Source organism: Vibrio sp. 10N.261.51.C6, from assembly GCF_041471785.1.
Taxonomy (GTDB): Bacteria; Pseudomonadota; Gammaproteobacteria; order Enterobacterales; family Vibrionaceae; genus Vibrio; species Vibrio crassostreae_C.
The window spans coordinates 26972-45945 of sequence record NZ_JBFRPB010000049.1; the positions used below are offsets into that span (position 1 = coordinate 26972).

Below are 18974 nucleotides of genomic sequence, written 5' to 3' on the forward strand. Positions count from 1 at the left end.
TTGGGCGCGATTTGTAACCTGAATGTCAACAAGTGTTCTTTTAACAACAAATTGTCGAGTGGGTCATGCTTTTAAATAATAAAGTACAAATACAGTAAGTATCATTTATTTGAAATAAAATAGATAATTGTGTACTTACTGTCATTATTGGGCGAAATGAGGGGACTATACTGGGCTCATACCTAATAAGAGGAACCATCATGAAACTCATCATCAAATCAGTATTGGCAATCAGTATTTTGGCTACAGGCTCTGCTCATGCGTTCGAATTAACCAGCAACGATATTCAAGAAGGTCACCCAATGGCAAAGACTTTTGAATACTCTAGTTGGGGTTGTGACGGCGATAATCAATCACCACAATTGATGTGGAAAGATGCACCAGCAGGTACCAAAAGCTTTGCTATCACAGCTTATGATCCAGATGCACCGACTGAAAGTGGCTTCTGGCATTGGGTTGCGTTTGATATCCCTGCAACTGTGAACGAGCTACCTCGCGGTGTCGACATCTCTAAAGTCGGTGGCAAAGAAGGTCGCATTGATTACGGTACAGTTGGCTACGGTGGCGTTTGTCCTCCAGAAAAAGATGGTATGCACCGTTACCAGTTCACGGTTTGGGCATTACCAACGGACAAACTTAACCTCGACGAAAATACGCCGTCGGCTGTGGTTGGATTCACGTTGAACAGCATGGCTTTAGACAAAGCTAAACTGACCGCAACTTATACACGTTAATAGCTTATGTACGTTAAAGCTTATACACGTACATAATAAGTAAACAAGGGGATGAGATGAATCATCAATATCAAGTGACGATCTTTCGTGCAGAGCAGTTACAAAAACTGCGTAATGTGAGGATTCTATCCCCTAGTATCATTCAGATTATTACAGGCAGTAAGCGCCTGTTTTGGAAAGATTCAGCGGCAGAGCTCTCACATTCTGAGCTGTTGTTTTGTGAGGCATCAGCTTCACTAAGTTTTGAGAACATGCCCCACAAAGGGCGCTTCTTGTCGCGAGTGTTCAGCTTTCAATTCCAACCTTCTCAGGCGATGCTTGATTTAAGTGAGGAACGGTCGAATGATCTGGGACTGCCTACAGTAAAAGTGGATCGAAACTTACAAGACTCACTCAATGCTCTGTTCTCTTTTGATACACAGAGCATGAGCAAAGAGACTCAACAGTTTTGGTTGCAGGGCTTGTACCAGCAATTAGCTGAAAAAGGGGTGTTGCATCTATTGTTTGTCAGTGCCAACGTCTCGTTTAGCCAAAAGCTCAGCCATTACCTTTCACATTCACCAGATGAGAAACATCCATTAGAGTCGGTGGCGGAGCGTTTTGCGATGAGCCGAGCCACATTGATTCGGAAGCTCAAACTGGAAGGCATGCAATATCGAGAGGTACTGGCTGAAGTTCGCTTGAGTCACGCGCTTTATCTGATGCAAAACGGACAGCAGAATGTGGCGATGTTGGCTCAGTCTTGCGGTTACCAATCGGAAGGGCGTTTTAGTCAGCGCTTTAAAGGCAAATTTGGTTTGTCGCCAAGTGAATACATCAAAACCGTCGTCAGCCATAGAGTCGCGACGCCATAGTCATTATGTTTGGCTTAAACGCTCACTTTCTTATCTCGTGCTGCCAATGCCGCGAAAATCGTGCACGCAAAGGCAACAGATGCGATCAACAGAATCGGCACACTCCAAGAATCTGTCTGAGCATGAAGCTTACCCACCAGCGTTGGACCAGTCGCTGCCAACGCATAACCGATTCCCTGAGCCATACCCGACAATGATGCGGCTTGGCTGCTATTCGATGTACGCAAGCCAACAAAAGAGATCGCGATAATAAATGTCGAGCAGTTGGCTAATCCAAACAGTCCCACCCAAAAGATCGCAAACTCAGGCAAATACAGAAGACCAATCAATCCAACAAATACACTCGATGCACATAGAGTGATGAGCCATTGTTGATTGTCACTTTTGGCTAAGAACGGCAGTAACAGCAGCCCCGGAACCATAGTCGAAAATTGCAGAAATCCATAAATGTAGCCCGCGTCGATTTCGCTGTAGCCAAGATCGTTCAATATCTGTGGCAACCAGCCAGCCAAAGAGTAGAAGGTAAATGAGTTAAGCCCAAGCGCTAACGTTACTTGCCACGCTACGCCGCTTTTAATCATCTGTTTCATCGGCAGAGGTTTGTCTTGTTGCTTGTTATTGCTGGCCGAAGATGAGCGTTTTCTGATTTTAGGCAACCAGATCATCAAAGCTAATATTGGATATACCAAGTTCATTAACAGCGCTAATTGCCAACCCGTGATCGTAAATAAGGTTAGATTTGAAAACGGCACCATCAAACTTGAGCCTAACGTCGACCCGATGCCCATCGTAAAGATGTACAGAGAAGTCACAGTAGCGATGCGTGTCGGGAAGCTAACTTTCACTACTACAGGCAACAACACATTACCAATCGCGATACCAAGCCCGATCATCACCGTGCCGATATACAAGGTTGGGGTTAACCCAGCAGAGCGCAGTGTAATACCCGTAGTGATCAGAACTAAGCCTAATAACAGGCTAGGATCTAGACCAATTCGTTGGGATATCTTGGTGACTAATGGTGAGAATAAGGCAAAAGTTAACAGTGGCAAAGCTGTTAAGAAGCCTGCAGCCGACGACGTAAGGTTGAGGCCTTCCATAACCTGAGAAAGCACAGGAGCCAAGCTCGTAAAAGGCCCACGAAGGTTAAGTGCTAGGAATAGAATCCCTAACATCACGAAAATGCTATTACGAAGAGAGGCGCTCATAGGTTGTTCTACTGTTTGCTTATGAGAAGACAGGCTAGCCTACAGATCATTGAATGATTACACAAATACCGTTTAAATAGGTTTACTAATGACTGAACCAGCGTCGCGCGCGCTTTACCAAAAAAGGTAATCCATGACCATATTGAATGTCCATAAACTCATCTCAGATTTCCCATTACTTCAACAATTGATTGCATTGGAAGAGGTGGTTTGGTTTAACCCAAATGTGACGACTCTGGAGCGCGGTTTGCCTTATGGGGATTAAGCGAACAAGATATTCATGATGCGAGTTTGAGGTTACAAAGGTTTGCCCCTTATCTGGTGAAGGCATTCCCTGAAACTCAAGCGACCAATGGCATCATCGAGTCTGAGCTTATTGACATTCCATCTATGAAATCAGTATTGGAAGCGCATTATCAGCAGTCTATAAAAGGGCGTTTGATGATGAAGAAAGACAGCCATTTACCGATTTCAGGTTCAATCAAAGCGCGCGGTGGTATCTATGAAGTACTAACGCATGCCGAGAAGCTAGCGATTGAAGCGGGGTTACTGTGTGAGAGCGATGACTACAGTAAGCTGCTCGAACCTGAGTTTCGTAACTTCTTCCAACAATACAGCATTGCGGTAGGCTCAACGGGTAACCTAGGTATGTCGATCGGTATCATGAGTGCAAAATTAGGCTTTACGGTCTCTGTTCATATGTCGGCAGACGCGAGATCTTGGAAGAAAAGCAAACTTCGTGAGCATGGCGTCAACGTTGTTGCAAATATGAGCTGCTAAAAAGATAAGTCATGATAGAAGAGTGTTGTTTATAGCTTGTACACACTCTTTCTCACCTCTAAATCCCACCTTAATTCAAACAATAACTTGCGCAGATCGTTATCCAAAACACACATTTTATAAATTAAGCTTCTTAGATGTTCTAACTATCAGTTAGGTTGAGTGGCATTCAACTTGATAGGGATTGAGCAATGCAGACGGACAAAGTGATACAGACAAGACACATAAACACACCAGAAAAATTACTCCAGCGTTTAGATGCGATTGGGGAGTCTTTGGAAGCATCGGGTAAGGCTCATGCTTTGCTGGGATTGGGCTCAGTAGGTATTGAAACAGAACAACTTGATCAGTATTCAGATGTCGATTTTTTCGCGATAGTACAAACGGGGCACAAGCAATATTTCTTAGACAGTTTACATTGGCTGTCTGATATTCACCCAATCGACTACGCGGTGAGAAATACCGTCGATGGCTATAAAGTCTTATACGCTGACGGAATCTTTTGCGAATTTGCGGTGTTTGAATCCCACGAGTTAGCGCATATTCCATTTGCTGAAGGGCGCATTGTTTGGCAGCAACCTGAATTTGATACTCAGTGCTGTATCCCACCACAAAAAAGGGCGGAAGAAGCTAATTCGCAAGAGTGGATCATAGGCGAAGCATTAACCAATCTTTATGTGGGTATGTCTCGTTATAATCGAGGCGAAAAGCTGTCGGGCAGTCGGTTCGTTCAATCTTACGCACTTGATCGTTTGATCGATCTTGTGGATCAAACTGAACATTCTGAGCCTGAATTTGTCGATGAGTTTATGTCGGATAGAAGACTAGAAGCGCGCTTTCCTAAGTTTGCTCAATTGCTACCAACCTTTACCCAAGGTTACGAGCGCACGGCTGAATCGGCACTTGCCCAACTAGTGTTTCTCAACACCCACTTCACAGTCAACCAAGCCATGTGTGACCGAATCACTGAACTGTGTTCCAGTAAAGATTAAGCCTATAAACTGTTAATCTTAAACCTATTTTCTTGGTGTGCGTAAATAACAGTTGTCGCTCGTCTGTATTGTTGATAGGTTTTAACCATGAAATTTAATTCTGCTTCAACTTCAACTTCAATTTTCTTTTGGTGGTGCTCTCAATAGAGCAGCACGGAATACTTACATTCTTTAGCTGCTGGACGGTAGCTAAGAATGTCATCAAAAATGTCGCCTCTTTTTATCTCCAGTAGCCTTTTTAACTTGGAGATACACCATGAATACCAACTCAAACAGCCATACCGACAGCAATAATATTGGCAGTAAGAACAATACCAACAAGCCTGAAATCATTCTGACTGGCGATAGAGCTACTGGGCCTTTGCACTTGGGTCATTACGTCGGTTCACTTAAACAAAGAGTCTCTTTGCAGCATATTCACGACCAAACGATATTGGTCGCTGACATGCAAGGGCTTACCGACAACGCCCATAATCCTTCGAAGGTTTCTTCCAACATTCTCAATGTAGTCGCTGACTATCTTGCGGTGGGTATCGACCCGACCAAGACCACGATTTGTCTGCAATCACAGTTGCCGGTGTTAGCTGAGCTCACCATGTTCTACAGCAATCTTGTTTCTATCGCTCGCTTGGAACGCAACCCAACGGTCAAAAGCGAAATTCAGAACAAGGAGTTTGGTCGCTCTATTCCAGCAGGCTTCCTCACTTATCCAATCTCACAGGCGGCAGACATCACTGCTTTTAACGCGACTTTAGTGCCTGTTGGCGATGATCAATTGCCGATGTTGGAACAAACCAATGAGATAGTAAGAAAGGTTAACTCGCTTGCTGGTAAACCAATCTTAAATGAATGTAGGCCGCTTCTCAGCAATGCATCTCGCCTCCCTAGTACTGATGGTAAAAGTAAGATGTCTAAATCGATGGGCAACGCCATTAATTTGGGTGCAACAGAGAAAGAGATCAGAGCTGCAGTCAAATCCATGTATACCGACCCAAATCATCTACGAATTGAAGACCCAGGCAAGGTAGAAGGGAATATCGTGTTCACTTATCTTGATGCTTTTCACACAGACGCTAACTATGTCAGTCAACTAAAAGAGCATTACCAAAGAGGTGGGCTAGGCGATGGACAAACTAAGAAAGTGTTGGAAGAGTGCCTGCAAGAGATGATTCGTCCTATTCGTGAAAGAAGAACTGAGTTGCTGGATGACAAAGCGCAGCTCATCGATATTTTGCGAAATGGTAGCGAAGTCGGTAGGGAAAGAACGCAAAAGGTATTGTTCGACGTAAAAGGCGTCTTTGGTTTGAATATTATCTAGCACTGGGTGCATGTAAATAAAGTCAATTAATTTGAATGCCGAGTACGATTGATTTATAAAATTAATTTTGTGAATGGAAATGAGGTTGTATGGCAACGCCTGATCTCAAATTCCAGCTTTCAATTTATGGTAATTAAATGAAAATTAACGTTTTATTCTCTATCTTATTTTCGGCTTTGGTTCTAATGTCTGGCTGTTCAGATGTTGTTAGCGATGAGTACTCGACTTATGCGCAAGCCAAACAAGAGCGATTGTTTGACAGAGGTTGGTTACCCGACATTTTGCCTAAATCTACCGTGAAGATTGAAGTGAATAACGATCTGGATGCGAATACTTCAGAAGGAAGCTTCATCATCAACAAGCCAGCATTGTCTGAATTTATTGGGAAACTAAAGCTGACTGAATCAACCAATCAATTTCAGTTTGTGGATGGCGAGAATGTTTGGGTGTTCAAGATTGGTGATGATAGTCTAGTTTCCTACACGCTCAGTAAGCGCAAAGGCTAAGTTCAGTAATTCCAACCTACATTTCTGTTATGAGTTATGTGGGTTGTCGAATGACATTGTTCACCTAACTGTGCCTAGTCACCGCCAATAAGCCCTTACCACTCTTAGTTACAGGAAGGTAATGATGGAAATCAGTCAGTTGGATCATTTGGTATTAACCGTGAAAGATTTACAAGTTACGGTCGACTTTTACCAACGGGTACTTGGAATGAAGCCTATCGAATTTGGCGAGGGCAGGTTGGCGTTGTCATTTGGAACGCAGAAGATCAATTTACACCTCAGAGGTAGCGAGTTCGAGCCAAAGGCAAGGCGTGTGCAGGTCGGTAGTGCAGATCTCTGCTTTATTACCAATATGCCAATTGCTGAAGCCACTGAACATATCAAAGCACAAGGCGTCGTGATAGAAGAGGGACCAGTACAGCGAACCGGTGCGACGGGAAAAATTGTCTCTGTTTATATTCGAGATCCTGATGGCAACCTAATTGAGCTCTCGAATTATTATTCTTAAGCACTAAACCCGTACGCTTTTGTTTACTCTTCAAGACCGTGACTGTTCGTGTTTACTCCGCTTATCACTGGATGTCGTCAGCCAAATAAAATACAATCGAACAATGTTTTATTAATTCGTGCTTTATCATTATGATGAGAAACTTACTCATATTCATCGTTAGCCTGTTCTTCTTAACAGCCTGTTCTTCAACGAGTAATCATCAGCTAGACGACGAGACATTGAGCAACGAAGACGCTATGTCGAAAAGTATAGAGGGAGAGAGTAATCTCGAGACTTCAAAGGATACAAACGCTGAGACCAGCGTTGATTCTTCCCATGATTCAATCGTTAATCATCAACCACTCACTAACCTTGATTCAAATAAAGACACGATAGCTCACGCCAATGCAGAGCCAGAATCAGTGGAGCCTTCTCAAATAGAAGCGACAGAAACAACTGAAAGCGATGCTAAGAGTGGCGGTGAAAAAGGCATCGGAAGCTATTTTATTCGTCATAATAAACCGACTAAGACGGTGATTAAATCATTAGAGGGCGTGACAGATGCATTGAACGTCATGACGTTTGGGATATTTGCCACCGGTAACGGTTAAATCGTTAACTTAGAACCACAACCTAATAGATAGAATGAAACGTGAAGGCGAGCCAGATGGTTCGCCTTTTTTGATCTTCTAAATCTGGCCACCGTTCTTCCTAAGAATCGTGCTCACTTATCTGAGCGCTGAGTCAGGCGACGGTTAACATAAATAGGAAATTATTCGTTCTGGAAGGGACTCGCCGAATTTACCCTGTTTGACTTGTTATATGCATCAAGGGTTCTAATACTCATCCCAAAGTAAGTAATGAAATCTAATCTTACAAAGACAAGTCTTATATTCACTTACGAGCATAGTAAGATGTTTGCTGTTATGTCGGTTTAGGTTTAGTTATCAATATTCTAGGGAAGAAAAATGAAGAATAAGAGTGTGTTTTTAAGTGCCGCATTGGTGATGTTGTCAGCTCATGCAAATGCATCAGACGCGAGCCATGAGTCTGTATCAGATGGTGTTATCGCAGAACAAAGAGCTAAGCTTTCTGAAAATACCCAAGGACAAGGTTTTGGCCCGCAAGCCCCACGAGATTTGGGTTCATTAGAAGGAACCAATATCAGGCTGTTCTCGGATGCCCCTGATTCAACAGCAATGAACTTATGTAATATTCACTTCCATAAAAATGCTGAGCATAAAGGCGGCGAGTTTACTCAATACGCTGGTAACGGTGATGGTAAGGGATTCCAGAGTGGCTTTAAATACACAGGCAAGCTGAGTTCTGCTGAGCTGAAACCATTTGAGAGCAAGGTTTGTCCGAGCGAGCATGGTTCTTTGCATTCGGGTGACACCATTGAAGTTCACTATGTTTATTCAACGGCGCAAGTTGAACCGGGTGTAACATTGGGTGCTTGTTTTAACGACGCAATTACCAACCCGCAACTGCGTGTAGAAACCCAAGTTTACGTATTAGTGAATGACGACAGAGCACTCGACTTTGAAGCGCTCGCTAAACATTCAAAAGTGAACGGCTTACACCAAGCACCAAACATCCCACAAGATACTGGCTCAGCGATCCAATACGCAGGCTCTACAACGGGCCCTGGTTACAATGAGCAAGGTTCACCTTTCCAAGTAACATGGAGCGTTAGACCACAAGTCGCGAAAGTAAATATCGCTACAGTAGGTAGCTGGTGTGAAGGCAATGACTTTAACGAAGATCACGCCCACGGTGTGAGAAACTTGGTGGTTAACCCTGAGCTGTTATCACCTATTCGTAATGACTAAACGGTTCTGACGAATAAAATGATCAAGGCGAGCCAATAGGTTCGCCTTTTTTATGCCCTAACGAAAAGCACTTAGGTTTTAGGTTTAATTAAGTCTGGTGGGTAAATTACGTGCGACACTTATTCAAAACATGAGTTGTGTAAATAGAACTTAGTCAAAAACGTTCTTTACCAGAATCGAAGCTCCATGATACGTTCATGATCAATTATGTTGGGTTATAGAAAAGGACAGTCCAATGTCATTAGAAAGTGCGATTACATTCTTTATTGCCATGTTTGTATTTGGTATTACTCCGGGGCCTGGCGTCTTTGCCATTTTAGCTCGTGCTATGGTTCAAGGATGGCGAAAGTGCGTCACGCTTTCGTTAGGTATGATATGCAGTGATCTTATTTACCTTGCGCTTGCCTGTTTCGGTCTAGCAACGATTGCCGAGAATTGGTCGATTGCGTTTGAGGTGATTCGCTACGTTGGTGCAGCTTATTTGATTTACTTGGGCTATAAGATGTTTAAGATCTTACCTGAAGTGCAAGGCTCAGCTGAACTCGCCGCCAAACAGAGTCAGAAATCCGAACTCGCGAGTTTCGCGCAAGGCTTTTTGATTTCAGCATCGAACCCTAAAGTGATTCTGTTTTATATTTCGTTCTTGCCGACTTTTATTGATCTGACTGTTCTGCGCTCACAAGATATCGTATTAGTTTCTGCTTTAGCATCTGTTGCTCTGATGTCAGGCTTAATACTTATCGCTGTGGGCGCGGGCAGAATGGCAGGTTTGTTAAAAACGCCACGCGCACATAAAAGGTTAAACCAAAGTGCTGGTGGAATAATGATTGCGGCTGGATCATATTTGGCGATAAATCGATAAAAAAGATTCTTTAAGCAGAAAGGCGAACCGATGGGTTCGTCTTTTTAGTTGGATATAAGTGACATCGTTTAAACAGAGACTTGTTTGTTAGTCACAATGGTGCAATTATTTAACGAGTGATATTACTCGAATGCATGTCTTATGATGACTATCGAACAACAGCTTTCTCGGCTGGATCTAAACTTATTGGTGTCGTTAAGTGTTTTAATCAAAGAGAGGAACGTAACGCGAGCTAACGCCAACAGATGAACAGGATGTGGTTCGAATGAACCGAGACACTTACTACTCAATGGCTGTAATTAACGTTTCACAAGGCGCGACGATTACGTTGCCTGAGATTCCTGAAGGCAAATACATGTCGATGGAGGTGATTACAGAAGATCACCGCATTCAGCCAATGCAATACGGTTCTGGTACGTTTGATCTTTCTACTCACAGTGGTGACCACGTGTATGTCATCGTTCGTACTGATGCGACGTTCACCAAAGATGAAGTTCATAAAATCCAAGATCAGATGAGTATTGATGCAAAAGCAGACGGCGAATTCATGGCAATGCAAGTGGATGAGAAATCATTCGATGAGGTAGAGAAAAACCTTAAGATGGAAATGCCGAAACTACTGAAACGCGATGGTGCTCAGGCGACGTTTGGTATGTTTACCAGCCCTGAAGATGCTTCAAAAGAGATGTTTACCAAAGAGAAGTACGCAGTGGGTGCGGCTATCGGTTGGGGTGGCGCGCAGTTAGATGACAATATTTACGAAGTCTCAGGTAACTTCCTAGCAGACACTTGTCATCAGGCGACCTTTGATTACCCTAAAAACCAAGCGTTTTGGTCGGTAACGGTCTACAACAAGCAAGGTTTCATGTTTGGTGAAGTGGCGAACGTTAGCTCAAACACGGCTGAGAAAAATGCAGACGGCACTTACACCGTAAGCTTTGGTTGTGGTGATGATGCAGTAAACAACATCAAAACAGAGAACGATTCTGGTGTGTTTAACTTAGCTTTCCGCCATTACATTCCAAGCCAAAAAGTACGCGATGGATTCCGAGTGCTTCCTTACGTGAAAGCAGTGAACTAATGTTGCGATAGTCGTACAACGATTGATAGATACGCGCTATTACCCGTGGTAGTAGCGCGTTTTTTATGGGTTCTATTTCATTTCTTGCTTTCTTAAGTGTAGAAACACAAAGGGCGACTCAAAAATGGTCTAACTTTGATTATACGCAGCGAGCCTCAGTTCAAATAAATCAATTAAACCTTTTTCCATCGATACTTTCAGTTGCACCACGCATTTGATCGAATTTAAACCCGCTGACACCTTATGTGATAACGCTTCCAGTTATCTTTTCAGCCTCTAAAGGGAACAAATACCACAACCAGCGTTATAAAAAGCGATAGCCGTGGAGTGTTATGAGTCCTATTTGAGGTGTATAGTTATAGGTAATTCATTGGATTATTGAATATTTAAGTTATCAAAAGATGCGGGTGTTATGAAGAAAAACGGCTTTACGTTAATGGAACTAATCGTTGTGATCGTGATAATCGGTATTATTGCTGTAACGGCAGCGCCGAGGTTTCTTAATATCCAAGAATCAGCGAGAGAAGCGGTGCTTGAAGGTGTTGCGGGTGCAATGGAAGGGGTGATCACACAAGTAACCTCTAAAGCTATTATCGCTGGGCTTAATCCCGATGCATCAAACCCAGGTGATCAGAGCAACTATGTAATCGATTTTGGTATCGGTAGTGTTGAGGTCGACTGGGGAACCCTTTGCCCAGAGAGCAGAGGCGAGTCGGGCGACAAATTAACGATGATCGACTTTATGACCTTATCAGATGATGACAGCTTAACCTCTGATTTTGGTAATCGACACACTGTGATCGGGTATGACTACGACTTTACCCAAGCTGAATTAGATAGCACGAACATAACGGATGCGGATCTAGAGACGCGCCAAGGTTGCTTTGTGCTTTATGACTCTTTTGGCCGAACAAATGGCAGCCAATGTCCTGATGAAGGATGTGAGTGTACAGTCCGTATTGTGAACAACAACTGTTAAGCGAACTCATCATTAGATTTTAGAGACAGAATAAAAAAGCGCGTTATTGCCGAGTAGCAATAACGCGCTTTTTTTGTATTAGTTTGATGATTTTTCTTAGTTTGCTATTGCTGCATCTGCTGGCGGCAAGTCACGCTTCTTAATCACGTATCGTAAGCGAAGTAGCATCAGAGCTGCTGAAACACTCAAGCCCGTTAGAATACCAATCCAAAAGCCTTCTTCACCCATTGCAGGAACAATGTGGTCTGTTAAGCCCAGTACCATGCCCAGTGGCAGTGCTAAGCCCCAGTATGAAGCGATAGCTAAGATCATCGGGATCTTAGTGTCTTTATAGCCACGCAGAGCACCGTTAGCAGACGTTTGCAATGCATCACTGAATTGGTACATAGCGGTAAAGGTCAACAATACTGCTGCTGTCGCGCTTATTGTAGGGTCGGTTGTGTAAAGCCTAATGATCCACTCAGGGAACAGAAGGAACATCGCAACCGAAAGCAATGAAATTAACGCTGCAACCAAGATACCGACTTTGCTGCGCTCAATCGCTCCGAGTTCGTCTTTTTCACCCAAAGCGTGTCCAACACGAATCGTAATGCCAAACGAGATACTCATTGGAATAACGTAAGTCAGACTCGAGATGTTAAGTGCAATTTGTGCTGCTGCTACGTTCTCTGCACCAATACGGCCGATCATAAGAGCGATTACCGCAAAGATACTGCCACACACCGCGATGTTCATCCCGATAGGCAAACCTAATCTTAGAAGGTGAAGCATCTCTTTTGCTTTTGGCTTCGCGTCTGCAAAGCTGATAATGGTTTTGTAGTGATGATGGCCTTTGATGTAGGAATACAGCATTCCCGACATTAACCAGTACACCAAGCTTGTCGCCCAGCCACAACCAACAGCACCCATTTCAGGGAAGCCAAACTTACCGTAAATAAGCACGTAGTTGACGGGAATATTAATCAACAAACCAATTACCGAAATGATCATCGGTACTTTGGTGTTGTTCATACCTTCACAAAAACCATTTAACGTGTAGAACAGGGCAATACCCGGCACACCAAAGGCTAGGGCAAACGCATAGTCACTGCCGATAGGAATGATCTCAGCGGCAACCCCAATCCATTCTAAGATCGGTTTCGCACTCACCAAGTAAGCGATAAGCAGTACGCTAGCAATTAATGCCAACCAAACCATCTGGAAGAATTCAACAGAGATGCTCTGAAAGTCACGAGCGCCGCGGTGGTAAGCGACAACAGGCGTTAACGCCATAATCACTCCACGTAGCAACAGCAACACCGGAATCCAAAGGCTAGTGCCAAGTGCAATAGCGGCGAGATCGGCAGGGCTTACTTGGCCAGCCATAGTCGTATCGACAAATCCCATCGCTTGGGTAGCTATTTGAGTCAAAATGATTGGAACCGAAAGATGCATAAGTGCACCCGATTCACGAGTAAAAGGACGAAGTTTCGTTAGCATGGAAGTTCAAAACACCAATATAAATGCACCAGTGATGGCAGGATGGCCGGTGTGCATTTTAGGATGTGCCCCTTTTGGGCGGCGACAATATAAACACCTTACCGTATAGGGTCAAGCATTGGATTTATAGAGTTTCACTTGCTCGGAGGTAAGGGTTGGTAGTGATGGTTACAACATGGATATAACGCACGTAAGCTCATGATTTAGTGGGAATCATACGAGGCAGTTAAATTATATATTTGCTACGCTAATCACTAAGGTGACGATATAGCTGATTGTTATGGATAGACGAAGGCTAGTACAATTGATGGCATAAGAAACTAGATAGAAAAATTAGAAGGTAGGAGATCTATTGGAACTGAGTGACTTTATAGATGAGCTAGTTAAGCTTGATACACCGGATAAGATTTTCGACTTCAGTAGGAAACATGTTCTTCATGGTACTCCATATGTTTTTAAAGAGAGAGAGAATGACTTCTATGAATTCAGAAAAAAAATAGCTAGCAAGTTTGATATTTCATTTCATGAAATATATATAACTGGCTCTGGGAAGTTGGGGTTTAGCCCTTTCAAGAGAAAGGTATTTGACTATGACTCAGATATTGATGTGGCGGTTATCTCACCAAGCCTATTTGAGAATATCATGTGGGATATCTCAAAGTATCAAATGCGCTTCAGAAAAGCCCGGGCGACTGTGCAAGAACATGAGCTAGAGATGTATCACGAATTTCTGGAGTATGTAGCTTTAGGTTGGGTAAGACCTGACAAATTGCCTCTCTCTTTCCAGATGAGTAGCGTCAAATCAGATTGGTTTGATTTTTTTAATACTTTGTCATACGGTCGTTCCGAGGTCGGAAATTACAAAGTTAGTGCTGGTGTATTTAAGAGTTATCAGCATCTCGAAAATTATATTGTTAGTGGTCTTATTGACGTTCAAAAAAGAGCCAAACTTAGGAAGTAATTATCATGGGACATCAAATTAAACCTTCAGTTACAAACCCGACCATTGCAGACTTGTACGAGAAAATCGAAGATAACAAGTTAGATATATCTCCCGACTTCCAACGTAAGTTTGTATGGACGCAAGAACACCAAGAGCAGTTCCTAGACACCATTATTAATGGTTACCCGTTCCCTGAAATATATGTTTGTCAGGGAAAAATTGACACCAAGAAGTTAAGAACTTCTCAAAAAGTGATTGATGGACAGCAGCGCTTGACTACTATTCGCAATTATATCGATGATACATTTGAAAAGCCTTTGAGCTTAGTTAAGAGATTTGAAGATCTTACAGAAGACGAGAGAATTAACTTCTTGGAGTATCAGGTGGTCGTACGTGATATTGGTAAAGTTGAAGAATCGTTAGTTAGAGAAATTTTCAGACGTATCAATCTGACGAAGTTCAAGCTTGAAGATATTGAAATTCAGAATGCGATCTATGACGGTAAGTTTATTCAAGTGGCTAAGGAGCTCTCACACGAGATTGAACTTGGCGAATTCGGAGTGTTCCATGATTCCGAATTTACGAGAATGGCTGATGTACATTTCTTCTTACAAGTAATGTCGACTATAGAACGAGGTGGCTACTATCATAGGGATAATGAGCTAGAAAAGTGTGTTGCGGAGTTCAATGAAGAATATATTAACGCTCATAAAACGAAGTCTCTTATTCTAGAGGCTATTAGTGTAGTCAAAACATTGGAACTCGAACTGGATTCAATCTGGTTTAGAAAATCAAACTTTTTCACTTTAGTAGTTGAGATTTGTCTCGCCTATAGCATTCCGACAGACTTTAAATCTAAGTTGCTAGAGTTAGAGGGGTATGTAATGGCTAACCGACATACTAAAGACAATGATTTTGGCGTTTATTATGGCTATATGTACGCTGGAACAAATAATAGGAAGTCTCGCGTCACTCGCTCAGAAATCTTTAGAAATTTCGTATTCGGCTAGAACCTTCTAACAAACTGTTCAAGAGTAATTCGCAACGTGTGGCATTTTCGCTGTGCGTTGCGTTTAGTGTTTAAGATGGCATGCTGAGGCTTTCGTATTGCGTTTCTCACCCCTTAAAGGGGCTATATGGATTCCCCCGGTTGTCAAATATCCGCTAAACTTATGTCGATCGGTTTTGGATCGTCGCTCCATATTCGGCCTACTTGGCGCTATCTATCATGACCATGCCATCATTGCTTAGTTTCAAACCTATCTTTGTATTAGCCTCTTACTGCCACAACGCCAGCAGAAAAACAAAAAGACCAATCCCAAGCGTTACCTTCAGAAGCAAGCCAAGAGGGGCTCCACCTTTTGGCGCTTTGTTACAACATCCCATAATTATTTCCTAATTTGTCGTGATTGTCATTCCACCTTAACCCTTTCCCTTACGGTAAGGTCAATGCATTTGTTTTTCTCGAATTTCAGAAAACAAAAAGGCGAACCATTTGGTTCGCCTTTTGTTATGTTTTGCTGCTTAGCGCCGCTACGAATTAGTCTTCGTAGTTATCGATGCTTGGGCAAGAACAGATTAGGTTACGGTCGCCGTATACGTTGTCTACACGGTTAACTGTTGGCCAGTACTTCGAGTTCTTCGTTGCTTTCGATGGGAAACAACCAAGTTCACGAGAGTAAGGGCGATCCCATTCTGCGCCAGCTAGATCAACTTGTGTGTGCGGTGCGTTCACTAGAGGGTTGTTGTCTAGTGGCCATTCACCGTTTTTCACTGCTGCCATTTCGTGACGGATTGCGATCATCGCTTCACAGAAACGGTCTAGCTCTTCTAAATCTTCTGATTCAGTTGGTTCTACCATTAGCGTGCCAGCTACTGGGAAAGACATCGTAGGCGCGTGGAAACCGAAGTCCATTAGACGCTTAGCAATATCTTCTTCGCTGATGCCTGTTTCTTCTTTTAGTGGACGAATATCGATAATACATTCGTGCGCTACGCGGCCATTAGTACCACGGTAAAGAACAGGGTAGTGAGGACGCAGTTTTTCCATCACGTAGTTCGCGTTCAGAATCGCAACTTTAGTCGCATCTGTTAGGCCAGGTTCGCCCATCATCGCGATGTAAGCCCAAGAGATAGGTAGAATTGAAGCACTGCCTAAATCTGCTGCTGATACCGCGTAGTCAGAACCTTGTACACCGTTTTCGATGTGACCTGGTAGGAAAGGCGCTAGGTGCGATTTAACACCGATAGGACCCATACCCGGACCGCCACCACCGTGTGGGATACAGAATGTTTTGTGTAGGTTCAAGTGAGATACGTCTGAACCGATGAAGCCAGGTGAAGTTAGACCTACTTGAGCGTTCATGTTCGCGCCGTCTAGATAAACCTGACCGCCCGCTGCGTGTACTTGTTCACACACTTCTTTCACTTGCTCTTCGTATACGCCGTGCGTAGAAGGGTAAGTGATCATGATGCTTGATAGGTTTTCTTTGTGCTTCTCGATTTTCGCTGCTAGGTCTGTCATGTCGATGTTGCCATCTTCATCACACTTAACAACCACTACCTTCATAGAAACCATTGATGCTGTTGCAGGGTTAGTACCGTGCGCCGAGCTTGGAATCAGACAAACGTTACGGTGACCTTCACCGCGGCTTGCGTGGTAGCGTTGAATCGCGATTAGACCTGCGTATTCGCCAGATGCTCCAGAGTTAGGCTGTAGTGAGAAATCGTCGTAACCGGTGATTTCACATAGCTTCTCTTTAAGATCTTTTGCTAGTGCTGTGTAACCCGCCGCTTGCTCTAGAGGTGCGAATGGGTGAATTGAACCAAACTCAGGCCATGTTACTGGAATCATCTCAGCAGCAGCGTTCAGCTTCATCGTACAGCTGCCCAGTGGGATCATGCCGTGCGTTAGTGAGAAGTCTTTGTTCTCAAGCTGTTTTAGGTAACGCATCATTTGCGTTTCGCTGTGGTGCGTGTTGAACACTGGGTGAGTTAGGAACTCTGATTCACGACGACAGTTTTCTGGAATTGCCGCAAACTCATTTGATGCAATGTCAGAAGATAGCGCTTGAACGTCTTCTTTTACGTCGAAGATAGCGAATAGGGCATTCACGTCGTCGACTGTGGTTGTTTCATCTAAGCTGATACCGATCTTACCTTTAAGAAGGCGCAAGTTGATGTCTGCTGCTTGTGCTTTCGCGTACAGTGCATCTGTCTTCTCTTCAGAGTTGATTGTGATGGTATCGAAGAAGCTGTTGTTTGTTAGCTCGTAACCCGCTTTAGTCAGGCCAGCCGCTAGGATAGCTGTCATGTGGTGTGTACGACGAGCGATAGTACGTAGGCCTTCTGCACCGTGGTAAACCGCGTAGAAAGACGCCATGTTTGCTAGAAGTGCTTGAGCTGTACAGATGTTTGATGTCGCTTTCTCACGGCGGATATGTTGCTCACGAGTTTGCATTGCCATACGTAGCGCTTGGTTACCGTGAGTATCGATAGAAACACCGATTACACGACCTGGCATTGTACGCTTATGCTTTTCACGAGTACCCATGAATGCAGCGTGTGGACCGCCGTACCCCATAGGAACGCCGAAACGTTGTGCTGAACCGATTACTACGTCTGCGCCCATTTCGCCAGCTGGCTTAAGTAGAGCAGAAGCAAGTAGGTCAGTTGCAACCGTTACAAGAGTCTTGTTTGCTTGAGCTTTCGCAATGATGTCTGTTAGGTCACGAACTTCGCCCGTTGTACCAGGGTATTGAACTAATGCACCAAATACGTCTTGCTCTGGAAGTGTTTCAAGAGCACCAACCATTACTTCAAAACCGATGTACTCAGCACGAGTTTTAACAACTTCTAGTGTTTGAGGGTGAACATCGTCAGCAACGAAGAATACTTTGCTCTTGCTTTTGCCTGCACGCTTACACAGTGTCATAGCTTCGCCAGCCGCTGTCGCTTCATCAAGAAGAGACGCGTTCGCGATTTCCATACCAGTTAAGTCCATTACCATTTGTTGGTAATTGAGTAGAGCTTCAAGACGACCTTGAGAGATCTCTGGTTGGTATGGTGTGTAAGCTGTGTACCAGCCTGGGTTCTCTAAAACGTTACGTAGAATAACGTTTGGAGTGAATGTGTTGTAGTAGCCTTGGCCAATGAAAGTACGTTTCACTTGGTTTAGGTTAGCGATCTCTTTAAGAGAGGTCAGCATGTCCATTTCGCTTAGTGGCGCAGCAAGTGTCATTGGTTTTTCAAGACGGATTTGTGCAGGAACCGTTTCGTCGATCAGTGCGTCTAGGCTAGTCGCGTTGATCGCTTCAAGCATTTTTTGCTGGTCTGCTTTATTTGGGCCGTTATGACGAGCAACAAACTCGTTTTGAGTACCCAGGTCTTTCAGTAATTGGCTTTGAAGTAATTCAGTCATGATATGTTCTACTTTCTCTCTGGAGCCGTGAGCTAGCCCCTAAAATTAAGCTGCTCAAAAGAGCAGCTTTATCGTAATGAGGTTACCTATTAGTCTTCTTCGATAGAGCTTAGGTATTCTTCCGCATCTTTAAGGTTGTTTAGTTCAGACGCATCAGACATCTTCACTTTAACAATCCAACCACCTTCATAAGGTTCTTCGTTGATTAGCTCTGGGCTATCTTCTAATTCTTCGTTGATTTCTACGATTTCGCCAGAGATTGGTGCGTAGATATCAGAAGCAGCTTTCACTGATTCAACTAGAGAGAAGCTTTCGCCAGCTTCAATTTCGTCGTCAGTGTCAGGCAGGTCAACAAACACAACGTCACCTAGCATCTCTTGAGCGTGCTCAGAAATACCGATAGTCACAGTACCGTCACCGTTGTCTTTTACCCACTCGTGGCTGTCTGCAAACTTTAGTGTATTGTCCATTGCTTATTCTCCAAAAATTTATGAGG

General features: G+C 43.6%; 16 protein-coding genes and 2 pseudogenes. 14 read left to right on the top strand and 4 right to left on the bottom strand.

Annotated elements, in window-relative coordinates; genetic code table 11:
• Positions 1-200: 200 nt before the first annotated feature.
• Both AB4375_RS13040 and AB4375_RS13045 read left to right on the top strand, forming a co-directional pair.
• On the top strand, positions 201-734 hold the full coding sequence (locus AB4375_RS13040; RefSeq protein WP_017060498.1) for a YbhB/YbcL family Raf kinase inhibitor-like protein: 534 nt from the start codon (positions 201-203) through the stop codon (positions 732-734).
• A 56-nt stretch (positions 735-790) separates the two neighbouring features.
• Positions 791-1588 carry a helix-turn-helix transcriptional regulator gene (locus tag AB4375_RS13045; RefSeq protein ID WP_102320430.1) on the top strand — a complete coding sequence of 266 codons (798 nt, stop codon included), beginning with the start codon at positions 791-793 and terminating at the stop codon, positions 1586-1588.
• Positions 1589-1602: 14 nt separating this feature from the next.
• Here AB4375_RS13045 and AB4375_RS13050 read toward each other — a convergent pair whose 3' ends face one another.
• Positions 1603-2796, bottom strand: a complete 1194-nt coding sequence (locus tag AB4375_RS13050; protein WP_017068677.1) for an MFS transporter — start codon at positions 2794-2796, stop codon at positions 1603-1605.
• Positions 2797-2929: 133 nt separating this feature from the next.
• Here AB4375_RS13050 and AB4375_RS13055 point away from each other — a divergent pair.
• The 10 genes and pseudogenes from AB4375_RS13055 to AB4375_RS13100 form a co-directional block, all read left to right on the top strand.
• Positions 2930-3558: pseudogene (locus tag AB4375_RS13055) on the top strand (D-serine ammonia-lyase); the annotation flags it as partial.
• A gap of 209 nt (positions 3559-3767) precedes the next feature.
• Entirely contained in the window at positions 3768-4568 is an 801-nt protein-coding gene (locus tag AB4375_RS13060; RefSeq protein WP_372051747.1) for a hypothetical protein, read from the top strand.
• A gap of 256 nt (positions 4569-4824) precedes the next feature.
• On the top strand, positions 4825-5886 hold the full coding sequence (gene trpS / locus AB4375_RS13065) for a tryptophan--tRNA ligase (protein WP_017068674.1): 1062 nt from the start codon (positions 4825-4827) through the stop codon (positions 5884-5886).
• A 137-nt stretch (positions 5887-6023) separates the two neighbouring features.
• On the top strand, positions 6024-6392 hold the full coding sequence (locus AB4375_RS13070) for a hypothetical protein (RefSeq protein WP_017068673.1): 369 nt from the start codon (positions 6024-6026) through the stop codon (positions 6390-6392).
• Positions 6393-6516: 124 nt separating this feature from the next.
• A complete protein-coding gene (locus tag AB4375_RS13075; protein WP_017068672.1) occupies positions 6517-6900 on the top strand; it encodes a VOC family protein in 384 nt (127 codons plus the stop codon).
• A 131-nt stretch (positions 6901-7031) separates the two neighbouring features.
• A complete protein-coding gene (locus tag AB4375_RS13080) occupies positions 7032-7493 on the top strand; it encodes a hypothetical protein (RefSeq protein ID WP_029235242.1) in 462 nt (153 codons plus the stop codon).
• 357 nt (positions 7494-7850) lie between these two features.
• The gene (locus AB4375_RS13085; RefSeq protein ID WP_017068671.1) at positions 7851-8714 is read left to right on the top strand and encodes a delta-class carbonic anhydrase; all 864 of its coding nucleotides are present in this window, start codon (positions 7851-7853) and stop codon (positions 8712-8714) included.
• Between the two features lie 235 nt (positions 8715-8949).
• A complete protein-coding gene (locus tag AB4375_RS13090; RefSeq protein WP_017068670.1) occupies positions 8950-9576 on the top strand; it encodes a LysE family translocator in 627 nt (208 codons plus the stop codon).
• 226 nt (positions 9577-9802) lie between these two features.
• Positions 9803-10657 (top strand): annotated as a pseudogene (locus AB4375_RS13095) (DUF1254 domain-containing protein); the annotation flags it as partial.
• A gap of 436 nt (positions 10658-11093) precedes the next feature.
• Entirely contained in the window at positions 11094-11636 is a 543-nt protein-coding gene (locus AB4375_RS13100; RefSeq protein WP_248366773.1) for an MSHA biogenesis protein MshA, read from the top strand.
• A 96-nt stretch (positions 11637-11732) separates the two neighbouring features.
• Here AB4375_RS13100 and AB4375_RS13105 read toward each other — a convergent pair whose 3' ends face one another.
• Positions 11733-13115: an MATE family efflux transporter gene (locus AB4375_RS13105; RefSeq protein WP_372051750.1), complete on the bottom strand. Its 1383-nt coding sequence runs from the start codon at positions 13113-13115 to the stop codon at positions 11733-11735.
• Positions 13116-13467: 352 nt separating this feature from the next.
• Between AB4375_RS13105 and AB4375_RS13110 the strand changes: the two genes are divergently transcribed.
• Together AB4375_RS13110 and AB4375_RS13115 are read left to right on the top strand one after the other, a co-directional pair.
• Entirely contained in the window at positions 13468-14076 is a 609-nt protein-coding gene (locus tag AB4375_RS13110) for a hypothetical protein (protein WP_372051752.1), read from the top strand.
• Between the two features lie 5 nt (positions 14077-14081).
• On the top strand, positions 14082-15068 hold the full coding sequence (locus tag AB4375_RS13115) for a DUF262 domain-containing protein (RefSeq protein WP_372051754.1): 987 nt from the start codon (positions 14082-14084) through the stop codon (positions 15066-15068).
• A 530-nt stretch (positions 15069-15598) separates the two neighbouring features.
• On the opposite strand, the gene gcvP is transcribed toward AB4375_RS13115, so the two are convergent.
• Both gcvP and gcvH read right to left on the bottom strand, forming a co-directional pair.
• Positions 15599-18478 carry an aminomethyl-transferring glycine dehydrogenase gene (gcvP, locus tag AB4375_RS13120; RefSeq protein ID WP_372051756.1) on the bottom strand — a complete coding sequence of 960 codons (2880 nt, stop codon included), beginning with the start codon at positions 18476-18478 and terminating at the stop codon, positions 15599-15601.
• 89 nt (positions 18479-18567) lie between these two features.
• A complete protein-coding gene (gene gcvH, locus AB4375_RS13125) occupies positions 18568-18948 on the bottom strand; it encodes a glycine cleavage system protein GcvH (protein WP_017064654.1) in 381 nt (126 codons plus the stop codon).
• Between the last annotated feature and the right edge of the window lie 26 nt (positions 18949-18974).

Bases quoted from the DNA above. Each gene is read 5' to 3' on its own strand.
- AB4375_RS13105 (WP_372051750.1), bottom strand. From the start codon at position 13,115: ATGCTAACGAAACTTCGTCCTTTTACTCGTGAATCGGGTGCACTTATG.
- AB4375_RS13050 (WP_017068677.1), bottom strand. From the start codon at position 2,796: ATGAGCGCCTCTCTTCGTAATAGCATTTTCGTGATGTTAGGGATTCTA.
- AB4375_RS13100 (WP_248366773.1), top strand. From the start codon at position 11,094: ATGGAACTAATCGTTGTGATCGTGATAATCGGTATTATTGCTGTAACG.
- AB4375_RS13075 (WP_017068672.1), top strand. From the start codon at position 6,517: ATGGAAATCAGTCAGTTGGATCATTTGGTATTAACCGTGAAAGATTTA.
- AB4375_RS13090 (WP_017068670.1), top strand. From the start codon at position 8,950: ATGTCATTAGAAAGTGCGATTACATTCTTTATTGCCATGTTTGTATTT.
- AB4375_RS13080 (WP_029235242.1), top strand. From the start codon at position 7,032: ATGATGAGAAACTTACTCATATTCATCGTTAGCCTGTTCTTCTTAACA.
- gcvP (WP_372051756.1), bottom strand. From the start codon at position 18,478: ATGACTGAATTACTTCAAAGCCAATTACTGAAAGACCTGGGTACTCAA.
- AB4375_RS13060 (WP_372051747.1), top strand. From the start codon at position 3,768: ATGCAGACGGACAAAGTGATACAGACAAGACACATAAACACACCAGAA.
- gcvH (WP_017064654.1), bottom strand. From the start codon at position 18,948: ATGGACAATACACTAAAGTTTGCAGACAGCCACGAGTGGGTAAAAGAC.
- AB4375_RS13070 (WP_017068673.1), top strand. From the start codon at position 6,024: ATGAAAATTAACGTTTTATTCTCTATCTTATTTTCGGCTTTGGTTCTA.
- AB4375_RS13115 (WP_372051754.1), top strand. From the start codon at position 14,082: ATGGGACATCAAATTAAACCTTCAGTTACAAACCCGACCATTGCAGAC.
- trpS (WP_017068674.1), top strand. From the start codon at position 4,825: ATGAATACCAACTCAAACAGCCATACCGACAGCAATAATATTGGCAGT.
- AB4375_RS13045 (WP_102320430.1), top strand. From the start codon at position 791: ATGAATCATCAATATCAAGTGACGATCTTTCGTGCAGAGCAGTTACAA.
- AB4375_RS13040 (WP_017060498.1), top strand. From the start codon at position 201: ATGAAACTCATCATCAAATCAGTATTGGCAATCAGTATTTTGGCTACA.
- AB4375_RS13085 (WP_017068671.1), top strand. From the start codon at position 7,851: ATGAAGAATAAGAGTGTGTTTTTAAGTGCCGCATTGGTGATGTTGTCA.